Origin of the sequence: Burkholderia sp. Ac-20379 (assembly GCF_017104645.1) — a bacterium.
In the GTDB taxonomy this organism is placed as follows: domain Bacteria; phylum Pseudomonadota; class Gammaproteobacteria; order Burkholderiales; family Burkholderiaceae; genus Burkholderia.
The window spans coordinates 1-10,326 of record NZ_JAAGPF010000269.1 but is presented as its reverse complement, the minus strand read 5'-3'; the positions used below and the strand labels follow the sequence as shown (position 1 = coordinate 10,326).

The window sequence follows — 10,326 nt, the reverse complement described above, 5'->3', positions numbered from 1 at the left end:
TGTTTCATTGTTGTTCGAATAGCGGATTGGCCAGGCCCGGCGCAGCGTGGCGCGCGACGGCGAGACGAGAGGGTACAGGCATTGCGGCGCGCGTCAATCGATTCCGAAATAGGACGGACTCCCAAGCGATGTGTCAGATTGATAATTGCATTATCGGAATATTCTCCATTGACCGCGAATTGCCTACAGTAGAAACTGCCTCTCGCCGACGCATCGCCATTCGATGCGCGCAGGCGGCCATTCGAGCAGCACCGGCGCGGGGAAATGCCGGATTGGCCGCGATTCGCGAGGTTCGGCTCGTCTGCAAGTAAAGGCTCATCCATGTCGACACCCATTCTGGGCAGGCTTTTCGCCAATAACGTCGCGGTCGATCCAGGCACCGCGAGCACGCTGATTTACACGCAGGAACGCGGCATCGTGCTGAATCAGCCGTCGGTCGTCTGTTTCCGTAAATCGGATGCTCACCTCGAAAAGGCGCGTGTCGAAGCCGTCGGCGAACTCGCCAAGGCGCTGATCGGGCGCGTGCCCGAGCACCTGCGCGCGGTGCGGCCGTTGCGGCACGGCGTGATCGCCCACTATCCGGCCGCCGAGCAGATGATCCGCCAGTTCGTCGGCATGTCGCATGCGCGCTCGCTGTTCGGGCGCCGCGTGGCATTCACCGTTTGCGTGCCGTCCAACGCCACCGCCGTCGAGCGCCGCGCACTGCGCGAGGCGGCCAGCGCGGCTGGCGCGTCGCGCGTGAACCTGATCGACCAGTCGCTCGCGGCCGCGCTCGGCGCGGGGCTGCCCGTGACCGAGGCGATCGGCTCGATGGTGGTCGACATCGGTGGCGGCACCACCGAAGTCGGCGTGGTGTCGCTCGGCGGCGCCGTGTATCAGCACTCGATCCGCGTCGGCGGCGATCAATTCGACGACGCCATCATCAATCACGTGCGCGGCCTCTACAACGTCCAGCTCGGCGAGCAGACGGCCGAGCACGTCAAGAAGCACATCGGTTCGGCGACCGGCTCGGTGCCGCGCGAATCGATGCGCGCGGTCGGGCGCGGCGTGGAAGACGGCCTGCCGCGCACCATCGAGCTGTCCAATCACGACGTGGCCGAGGCGCTCACGGTGCCGCTCAATCAGGTTGTCAGCGCCGTGAAGGCCGTGCTCGAACGGGCGCCGCCCGAACTGATCACCGACGTTGCGAATCGCGGCATCGTATTGACCGGCGGCGGCGCGCTGCTTGCTCACCTCGATCGCCGCCTGTTCGACGAAACCGGCCTGGCCGTGCGCGTGGCCGAGCAGCCGCTCAGTTGCGCCGTGCGCGGCGCGGGCCTGGCAATGGGCCGGCTCGTCATGGATCTCGATCACTGATCCGGCACTCGTTTCGCGCCGCCTGACCGGGCGGGCGCGAAACTGCGAACCCGGGCCGTTCTGGCCTATGCTGTGGCGAATCGGGGTGCGAGCAGTCGCCAGCACCCGTTTCCCCGTGGACCGCAGCAGCCAGGAGTCGCAATGCCCGGAACGCAAGCTCATCCCGCTTCCCCGTCGGCCGACGAGGCCGTCGTCGCACCATCCCCCGTGTCTTCCGCACCGCCCGCCGATCCGTCCGGCGCGCCGCCGTTCATCACGCCCGAACCCGTCTCCCAGAAGCCCGTGCGCGGCAGCCAGCACGTGCTGAAATCCGGCGACGCGTTCGTCGTCAGCGACACGCTCGGCGATATTTCCGGCTACGACGACGGCCTGTTCGTCGACGACATGCGCGTGCTGTCGGGCTGGCGCCTGACGTTCGGCGGCCGCGCGCCGTCGCTGCTGTCGGGCGCGACCAGCGCCGACAACGCCTCGTTCACCGCCCACCTGACCAACCGGCCGCTGCCGCCGCTGGGCGGCCACGAAATGCCCGAGGGCGTGATCCACATCGACCGCACGCGCGTGCTGGCCGATAACGTGCTGTACGAAGCGCTGACCTTGACCAACTACGGCACGACCGATGCCGAGGTGCCGCTGTCGATCTCGTTCTCGTCCGATTTCCTCGACATGTTCGAGGTGCGCGGCACGCCGCGCGAGCATCGCGGCACGGTGGCCGCGCCGGCGGTGGATTCGGGCCAGGTCAAGCTGCGCTACGACGGCCTCGACGACGTCACGCGCACGGTGCGGATCGGCTTTTCGCCGGCCCCGGTGCGCCTCACGCCCGACCGCGCCGATTACACGCTGACGATCGCCGCGCAGGCCTGCGTGTCGATCTACCTGACCGTCGAGGCGCGCATCGAGCGCGACGGCGAGCCGGCCGAGCCGCAGCAGCCGCTCGCCAAGGCCGGCCGGCCCGGCCTGCGCCGCGCGCTGGTGGGCGTGCACCGCAAGATGCGCGAGCGCCGCCGCACCATTGCGCGCGTGCGCACCGGCAATCCGCTGTTCAACGCCTGGCTCGACCGCTCGCTGGCCGACCTCGGCCTGCTGACCACCCAGCTCGACACCGGCCCCTATCCGTATGCCGGCATCCCGTGGTTCTCCACGCCGTTCGGCCGCGACGCCATCATCACCTCGCTGCAGATGCTGTGGCTGCAGCCGTCGCTGGCGCGCGGCGTGCTGCGCTTCCTGGCCAAGCATCAGGCGCTGGAGGCGTCGGCGTTCCGCGATGCCGAGCCGGGCAAGATCATGCACGAGTTCCGCCGCAGCGAGATGGCCGCCACCGGCGAGGTGCCGTTCGCGCTGTATTACGGCGGGGTGGACACCACGCCGCTGTTCGTCGTGCTGGCCGGCGCCTATCTCGAACAAACCGGCGACACCGCGCTGATCGACGAACTCTGGCCCGCGCTCGAACGCGCGACCGCCTGGGTGATGCGCGCCTGCGACCGCAACCGGCTCGGCGTGCTCGATTATCAGAAGACGTCCGAGCGTGGCCTTGCCAACCAGGGCTGGAAGGACAGCCACGATTCCGTGTTCCACGCCGACGGCCGCTTCCCCGAAGGCCCGATCGCGCTGGTCGAGGTGCAGGCCTACGCGTGCGCGGCGTTCGACGCGATGTCGACGTTCTCGACGCATCGCGGCGACGCCGAGCGCGCGGCCGACTACGCGGCGCGCGCGAGCAAGCTGCGCGCGGTGGTCGAAGCGCATTACTGGATGCCGGAAGCCGGCTTCTACGGGATCGCGCTCGACGGCAAGGGCGAGCTGTGCCGCGTGCTGGCCTCGAACGCCGGCCACCTGCTCGCGTTCGGCCTGCCCGAGGCGAGCCGCGGCGAATCGGTCGCGCGCACGCTCGATTCCTCGCTGTTCCGCACCGGCTGGGGCGTGCGCACGCTGGCGGCCGGCCAGCCGCGCTTCAATCCGATGGCCTATCACAACGGCTCGGTCTGGCCGCACGACAACGCGCTGGCCGCGCGCGGCTTCGCGCGCTACGGCAACAAGACGGCCGCCACCGAGCTGCTGCGCGCGCTGTTCGAGGCGGCGGTCAGCTTCGACATGCGGCTGCCCGAGCTGTTCTGCGGCTTCCCGCGCCGGCGAGGCGAATCGCCGACCGCCTACCCGGTCGCCTGCCTGCCGCAGGCCTGGGCGGCCGGTTCGCCGTTCATGATGTTGCAGGCCTGCCTCGGCGTCAGCGTCGACGCGGCGCGCGGCGAGGTGCGCATCGAGCAGCCCACGCTGCCCGACGGCATCGACTGGCTCGAACTCGACAACCTGAGCGTGGGGGCGGAAACGGTCTCGCTGACGTTCCGCCGCGTCAACGGGCAGGTGATCGCGTCGGCGCAGGGCGGCAGCGGCCGCGTGAAGGTGGTGGCCGCGCTGTAACCGGATGCGGCGCTCGCGTGCGCGGGATCAACGCGCCCGCGAGCGCCGCGGGATGCACCGATGGCGCGAAGGCATCCCGTCAGGCACGATAGGCAATGGCGCGCGGCGGCTCGCGGCGCGCCGGATCACAACGAGGAGGTGGCAATCATGACCCAGGATCCCCGGCCCGGCGATACGCGCCAGGCCCAGTTGGAACAGATGGAAGCGGCGGTCGATCATCTGCATGCCTCGGTCGAATCGCAGTCGATCGCGGCGGGCGCGGCGAAGGGGCTGGCGTTCAGCCTCGTCGAGACGCTCGGCACGCTGATCGGCGATCCCGATCTGCCCGAGCACGCGCGCGCCGGCTACGAAGCGCTGCGCGACAAGGCCACCGAGTTGATGGGCGGGCTCGAACGGCCCTGACCGGCTGGCGGTGGAGCAGGCCCGAATTCGGGCTTCGCGCTGAACGCAATGCGCTCGAAAGCCCCGGTTTCCGGGGCTTTTCCACTGTGGCGGCGGTTGTGCGGGGCGGGCTTCGGCTCGCGGCGAGGATCAGGGGTCTGATCCTGTGTATGTGCGGCGTGACGCATTGGTGAGCGCGCCGAGAGGCCCAAAAAAATTCTTTGTCCGATCAATGTCTTGGCCGGATCGGGGGACGGATATCCACAGACTTGCCAACAAAAACTGTGGATAACTTTGGGCGGTGCGATCACTATCCATCGGCGAGCCTCCACGATAGCCGAAATGATTTCTCGGCGATGCCGATTCCGGGGGCTGTTGCGCGTGGTGGAGACACCCACGCGCGTTCGCGCTTTTCGCCGCACCGCCGGCACATCCACCCAAGGAGCCGCATCATGTCCGCCCAAGCCCAGCCCGCCGTCAAGCCGATTCCCGAAGGCATGCACACCCTCACGCCGCATCTGATCTGCCGGGGCGCGGCCGATGCGATCGCGTTCTATCAGGCCGCGTTCGGCGCGACCGAAACGAGCCGGCTGCCCGGCCCGGACGGCAAGCTGATGCACGCCGCGATCCGGATCGGCGATTCGGCGCTGATGCTGACCGACGAAATGGAAGGCTGCGGCGCGCTCGGCCCGCAGCGGCTGAACGGCACGCCGGTCACGCTGCATCTGTACGTGGAGGATGTCGATGCGGTGGTCGCGCGCGCCGTGGGGGCGGGCGCGAAGCTCACGATGCCCGTCACCGACATGTTCTGGGGCGATCGCTACGGCCAACTGGAGGATCCGTTCGGCCATCGCTGGTCGGTCGCCACGCATCAGCGCGACCTGACGCCCGAGCAGATCCGCGCAGGCATGGCGCAGTGCACGCCGCCGCAATCGGCCTGAGGCTTTCGGCTGTGCGCCGGGTGGGGCGCAACGCGGCGGGGCGCTACGCCTCGCCCAGTTCGCGCTTCAGCACCGCCAGCAGTGCCTTCACCACCATCGGCAGGCGCCGTTCGCGCATCGTCGTGATTTCGAGCATGCGCTGGTTCAGCAGCGGCTCGTCGATCGGCCGCGCGATCAGCGTCTTGCCGCCGGCGCGCCCCTTCAGCGACACCTCGCTGCCGAGCGTGATCGCGCCCGTCAGCGCCGCGAACGCGTGCAGCGCTGCCGAATTGTTGCTCGACAGCAGCGGCTCGATCCGCACGCCGCGCGCCGAGCAGCACAGGTCGAACAACTGGCGCACCGTGGTGCTGCGTTCCAGCAGCGCGATCGGGTAGGCCTGCAGATCCTCGAGCGTGATGTGGTCGTGCGCGGCGAGCGGATGCGTCGGCCCGAGCAGCGCGCGCACCGGCATGCCCACCGCGTATTCGACGTGCGACGGCGACGCGCTGCCGCTCGAAAACGCGATGCCGATATCCACCTCGCCCGTCGCCACCCAGTGTTCCACCTGCGCCGGCGTGCCCGCGCGCAGCACGTAGCGCGCGTCCGGCGCGCCGGCCCGGTGGCGGGCGAGCACGCCGGGCAGGAACGAGCGCGTGAAGCCTTCGGTGCACGCGATCCGCACCAGGCCGCTGCCCTGGTTCGCGCCGGCCGAGATTTCGCCGATCACGGCGTCGGCTTCGAGCAGCACGCGCCGCGCGTGTTCGGCCAGCAACTCGCCGGAGCGGGTCAGCACCATGCCGCGCGGCATCCGCTCGAACAGCGACGCGCCCAGATCCTGCTCCAGCTTGCTGATCTGGCGGCTGATCGCCGACACCGCCACATGCAGCGTTTCCGACGCCGCGGCCAGCGAGCCGGTGCGCGCCACCTCGACGAAATACTTCAGCGCGATCCCGTGCAGCATCGTCGCTCTCCTTGCGTTGCCATTTCGGCAAGTCTAAAACCAATTTTTGAAATTGTTGAGAATTTATGGCGTTCCTAGACTGGCCGGACTTCCTCTCACGTCAGGATTGCAAGGAGACCTCATGACGGCCAGCCATTCCCCCCGCAGCCCCCGCCAGCAAGCGATCGAGCGCGCGCTCGAGCACTACGACTCGGGCCGTCTGCTCGCCGAGCTGACGCGTCGCGTCGCGTTCCGCACCGAAAGCCAGAACGCCGCGCAGGCCGATGCGCTGCACGCCTACCTGAGCGACGAAATCGCGCCGGCGCTGGCCGCGCTCGGCTTCACGTCGCGGCTGGCGGCCAACCCCGACGCGCCGCGCGCGCCGTTCCTGATCGCGGAGCGCATCGAGGACGCCGCGTTGCCGACCGTGCTGACCTACGGCCACGGCGACGTGGTGCGCGGCCACGACGATCAATGGCGCGCGGGCCTCGCGCCCTGGACGGTCACGGTCGACGGCGACCGCTGGTACGGCCGCGGCACCGCCGACAACAAGGGCCAGCACTCGATCAACTTCGCGGCGCTCGCGGCCGTGCTCGACGCGCGCGGCGGCAAGCTCGGCTTCAACGTGAAGGTGATCTTCGAGACGGGCGAGGAAATCAGCTCGCCGGGGCTGGACGCCGTGTGCGCGGCCGAACGCGGCGCGCTCGCGGCCGACCTGTTCCTCGCCTCCGACGGCCCGCGCGTGTCGGCCGAGCGCCCGACGCTGTTCCTCGGCTCGCGCGGCGGCGTGACGATCGAACTGACGGTGGCGCTGCGCGACGGCGGCCATCATTCGGGCAACTGGGGCGGCGTGCTGCGCAACCCCGGCACGGTGCTCGCGCACGCCATCGCCAGCATGATCGACCGGCGCGGCGCGATCGCCGTCGAGGGGCTGCGCCCGCCGCCCGTGTCCGACGCGGTGCGCCGCGCGCTGGCCGACATCGCGCTCGGCGGCGACGACAACGCTCCGGCCATCGATCCCGCCTGGGGCGAACCGGGCCTGACGCCGACCGAGCGCGTGATCGCCTGGAACACGCTCGAGGTGCTCGCGTTCCGCACCGGCAACCCCGACGCGCCGGTCAACGCGATTCCGGCCACGGCGAAGGCCACCTGCCAGTTGCGCTACGTGGTCGGCACCGATGCCGAGCAGGCCGGCGCGCATCTCGAGGCGCACTTCGCGAAGCACGGTTTCGACGACGTGCAGGTGCGCGTCACGCAAAGCGCCGCCGCCACGCGGCTCGATCCCGAGGATCCGTGGGTGGATTGGGCGCTCGGCTCGCTGCGCGCCTCCACCGGCAAGAAGCCCGCGCTGCTGCCGAACCTCGGCGGCACCGTGCCGAACGACGTGTTCGCCGACACGCTCGGCCTGCCGACCTTGTGGGTGCCGCATTCGTATCCGGCCTGCGCCCAACATGCGCCGAACGAGCACCTGCTCGGCTCGGTCGCGCGCGAGGCGCTCGGCGTGATGGCGGGCCTCTGGTGGGATCTCGGCGACGACGCGCAGCGCATCGTCGCCGCGCGCCGGGCCGCCTCCGCTTCTCCGTCGCCGTCGCCGTCGAACGCGCTCGCCTGATGCGCGCCGCGGCCTCCGTTCCCGTCAACCGATCGAGCGCCTCATGAACCCGACTCCGCTTTCCACTCCGCCCGCGCGCAAGCCGTTGAGCCTCACGCAGATCGTCGTCGCGACATCCGCCGGCAATGCGCTCGAATGGTTCGACATCGCGATCTACGCGTTCTTCGCGATCTATATCGGCAAGCATTTCTTTCCGGCGACCAACGAAACGGCCTCGATGCTGCTGACGTTCGGCTCGTTCGGCGCGTCGTACCTGGTGCGTCCGCTCGGCGGCGTGGTGCTCGGCGCCTATGCCGACCGGCGCGGCCGCAAGGCGGCGCTGATGATGTCGGTCATGCTGATGATGATCGGCACCGGCATCATCGCGCTGATCCCCACCTACGCGAGCATCGGGCTGGCCGCGCCGCTCGGCGTGTTCGCCGCGCGGCTGATCCAGGGCTTCTCGGCGGGCGGCGAGTTCGGCGCGTCCACCGCGATGCTGATCGAGCACGCGCCGCACCGGCGCGGCTTTCTCGCGAGCTGGCAGTTCGCCACGCAGGGCCTCGCGACGCTGCTGGCCGCATCGTTCGGCTTCGGGCTGGCGAAGCTGCTGTCGCCGGCCGATCTGGCCGCCTGGGGCTGGCGCGTGCCGTTCTTCTTCGGGCTGCTGATCGGGCCGCTCGGGCTGTACCTGCGCCGCTTCCTGGAGGACGCGCCGGCGTTCACGGAAGCCGTGCGCACGGAAACGCCGGTGCGCGACGTGTTCTCGAAGCAGAAGAAGATGGTGCTGATCTCGATCGGCGCGCTGACGGTTTCCACGGCCGTCAACTACCTGCTGCAATACCTGCCGACCTTCGCGATCCGCGAATTGCACCTGCCGGCCGCGGCCAGCTTCGCGGCGACGATGGCGGGCGGCGTGATCCTGACCGTCGTCACGCCGTTCGCCGGCCATCTGTCGGATCGCATCGGCCGCCTGAAGCAGATGGCCGTGGTGGCGGTGCTGTTTGCCGTGAGCGCGTATCCGGCGTTCTCGTATGCGGTGTCGAATGCATCGGTGCCGGCGCTGTTCGCGCTGGTGGGCTGGCTCGCGCTGCTGAAGTCGATCTACTTCGGCGCGCTGCCTGCCTTGATGTCGGAGATTTTCCCGGCCGCCACGCGCTCGACGGGCATGTCGGTGGGCTACAACGTGGGCGTGACGGTGTTCGGCGGTTTCACGCCGGCCATCGTCACGTGGCTGGTCAGCGCCACCGCGAACCGCAGCGCGCCGAGCTTCTACCTGATGGCCACCGCGATGGTCAGCCTGGCGGCGCTGGCTTCGGTCAGCCGCATGCGGCCGCCGAAGCTCGACCGGGCCGTGGCGGCCTGAGCGGGCCGCGCCTGCCGGCACGCAGGATCGCGACGCGTTCGACCGCGAGCGTTGCCGCGGCCGGCGCCGCCCCCTGCCGCATCCGCGACGCCGCGCGGTAAACCGTGTCGGATCAATGCCTTGCGTCGCGGATGCGCAGGTAATCCACAAGTTTGCCAACAGAAATTGTGGACAACCTCGGTTGCACCTTGGCGAGGCAGGTGCTGCCACATTCGCGACATGTGGCGAAAAATATAGCTGGATCAATGGCTTGGCGCGTATGGCCTCAGGAAATCCACAATGTTGCCAACAAAAATTGTGGACAACCCGGCCAGGCGGCGGCGCGGCTGGCCGGGGCGGTTTCGGGCCGGGAGCGGCGCGTGACGGGATCGTCCGACGCGATCGGCACGCCGCCCGGCAAGCGGTTGCCGGCGCAACCAATGCGCCGGTTCGGCGTTGATTGAACACGCTTTTTTCCCGATACGGCCGCGAAACACGTGGCCGGAATCGCGCAAATGCCGCTGCCCGAACCCGGCATTCCTGGAAATATCCCCATCGAATCAAGGTGTTGGCGAGAAGCCAGAAAGGATATCCACAAGCTTGCCAACAAAATCTGTGGACAAGCCTGCCTGCTGCGCGGCGCCTGCCGAAACCGTGTCGCGCGAGAAAAAGCCGATTTCATTCAATGGCTTGGGAAAGCCATGCGCAGGTCATCCACAAGCTTGCCAACATTTTCTGTGGATAACCCTGTCGGCTAGGCGCGGCGAGCTTCGGAGAGAAATGTCGAAACGGTGTCCAGCACCTCGGCCGTCGCCTCGCGATGCGGCACGTGCCCGCAGCCGGGCAGCAGCACCACACGCGTTGGGCCGGCCGCGAATTCGGCGATGCGCGCCGGGTGAAGCGGCGAGCCGTATTCGTCGGCGTCGCCGTGCAGCGCGAGCACCGGGCAGACGATTCGCGCGAGCGTGGCGTCGAGCGTCCAGGCGGCGAACGCCGGATCGAGCCAGGTATCCACCCACGCCTCGAGCACCCAGCGCGCGCGTTCGCCGTGATGGCGCCGGAGCCGCGCGAACTGCTCGGGCGCGGCGAACGCGTCGCGGGCCGCGCGAATGCCGTCGAGCGTGCGCGCTTCGACGAAGGCCTGCGCGGAGAGCGTGACGAGCGCCTCGCACTGCGCCGTATGCACGGCGGCGCAGGCGGCGGCCATCGCGCCGCCGACGCTGTGGCCGAGCGCGACGAAGCGCGAGAAGCCGAATGCCTGCTGGAGCGCGGGCAGCGCGTCGCGCGCTTCGGCATGAATGAAATCGCACGGCAGCGGCGCTGCGGCCGGATCGGAGCGGCCGAAGCCGAGGCGGTCGTAGGCGATCACGCTGCGGCCGGA

Annotated in this window: 9 protein-coding genes; 6 read left to right on the top strand and 3 right to left on the bottom strand. The window is 69.3% G+C overall.

All coding sequences use genetic code 11. The features are described from left to right. Positions 1-321 precede the first annotated feature (321 nt). The 4 genes from G3N92_RS25655 to G3N92_RS25640 all read left to right on the top strand — a co-directional run bounded on the left by G3N92_RS25655 (position 322) and on the right by G3N92_RS25640 (position 5,090). Positions 322-1,356, top strand: coding sequence for a rod shape-determining protein (locus G3N92_RS25655; RefSeq protein ID WP_206130396.1), 1,035 nt, complete (start codon positions 322-324; stop codon positions 1,354-1,356). 141 nt (positions 1,357-1,497) lie between these two features. Continuing rightward, on the top strand, positions 1,498-3,768 hold the full coding sequence (locus G3N92_RS25650; protein ID WP_206130395.1) for an amylo-alpha-1,6-glucosidase: 2,271 nt from the start codon (positions 1,498-1,500) through the stop codon (positions 3,766-3,768). Between the two features lie 147 nt (positions 3,769-3,915). Then, on the top strand, positions 3,916-4,170 hold the full coding sequence (locus tag G3N92_RS25645) for a hypothetical protein (RefSeq protein ID WP_206130394.1): 255 nt from the start codon (positions 3,916-3,918) through the stop codon (positions 4,168-4,170). A 431-nt stretch (positions 4,171-4,601) separates the two neighbouring features. Then, positions 4,602-5,090: a VOC family protein gene (locus G3N92_RS25640; protein ID WP_206130393.1), complete on the top strand. Its 489-nt coding sequence runs from the start codon at positions 4,602-4,604 to the stop codon at positions 5,088-5,090. A 43-nt stretch (positions 5,091-5,133) separates the two neighbouring features. Here the strand turns inward: G3N92_RS25640 and G3N92_RS25635 are convergent, their stop codons facing one another. Beyond that, the gene (locus G3N92_RS25635; protein WP_206130392.1) at positions 5,134-6,030 is read right to left on the bottom strand and encodes a LysR family transcriptional regulator; all 897 of its coding nucleotides are present in this window, start codon (positions 6,028-6,030) and stop codon (positions 5,134-5,136) included. A 121-nt stretch (positions 6,031-6,151) separates the two neighbouring features. Between G3N92_RS25635 and G3N92_RS25630 the strand changes: the two genes are divergently transcribed. Both G3N92_RS25630 and G3N92_RS25625 read left to right on the top strand, forming a co-directional pair. Further along, complete coding sequence (locus G3N92_RS25630; protein WP_206130391.1) at positions 6,152-7,621, top strand: M20 family metallopeptidase; 1,470 nt, start codon at positions 6,152-6,154, stop codon at positions 7,619-7,621. A gap of 43 nt (positions 7,622-7,664) precedes the next feature. Further along, the gene (locus G3N92_RS25625) at positions 7,665-8,966 is read left to right on the top strand and encodes an MFS transporter (RefSeq protein ID WP_206130390.1); all 1,302 of its coding nucleotides are present in this window, start codon (positions 7,665-7,667) and stop codon (positions 8,964-8,966) included. 265 nt (positions 8,967-9,231) lie between these two features. Here the strand turns inward: G3N92_RS25625 and G3N92_RS25620 are convergent, their stop codons facing one another. Together G3N92_RS25620 and G3N92_RS25615 are read right to left on the bottom strand one after the other, a co-directional pair. Then, positions 9,232-9,627: a hypothetical protein gene (locus G3N92_RS25620; RefSeq protein ID WP_206130389.1), complete on the bottom strand. Its 396-nt coding sequence runs from the start codon at positions 9,625-9,627 to the stop codon at positions 9,232-9,234. Between the two features lie 72 nt (positions 9,628-9,699). Beyond that, the coding region (locus G3N92_RS25615) for an alpha/beta fold hydrolase (protein WP_206130388.1) at positions 9,700-10,326 on the bottom strand (627 nt) is incomplete at its 5' end.

What these genes read in the sequence shown, in the direction of transcription:
- G3N92_RS25655 (WP_206130396.1), top strand. Translation starts at nt 322, where the DNA reads ATGTCGACACCCATTCTGGGCAGGCTTTTCGCCAATAACGTCGCGGTC.
- G3N92_RS25650 (WP_206130395.1), top strand. Translation starts at nt 1,498, where the DNA reads ATGCCCGGAACGCAAGCTCATCCCGCTTCCCCGTCGGCCGACGAGGCC.
- G3N92_RS25645 (WP_206130394.1), top strand. Translation starts at nt 3,916, where the DNA reads ATGACCCAGGATCCCCGGCCCGGCGATACGCGCCAGGCCCAGTTGGAA.
- G3N92_RS25640 (WP_206130393.1), top strand. Translation starts at nt 4,602, where the DNA reads ATGTCCGCCCAAGCCCAGCCCGCCGTCAAGCCGATTCCCGAAGGCATG.
- G3N92_RS25635 (WP_206130392.1), bottom strand. Translation starts at nt 6,030, where the DNA reads ATGCTGCACGGGATCGCGCTGAAGTATTTCGTCGAGGTGGCGCGCACC.
- G3N92_RS25630 (WP_206130391.1), top strand. Translation starts at nt 6,152, where the DNA reads ATGACGGCCAGCCATTCCCCCCGCAGCCCCCGCCAGCAAGCGATCGAG.
- G3N92_RS25625 (WP_206130390.1), top strand. Translation starts at nt 7,665, where the DNA reads ATGAACCCGACTCCGCTTTCCACTCCGCCCGCGCGCAAGCCGTTGAGC.
- G3N92_RS25620 (WP_206130389.1), bottom strand. Translation starts at nt 9,627, where the DNA reads ATGAAATCGGCTTTTTCTCGCGCGACACGGTTTCGGCAGGCGCCGCGC.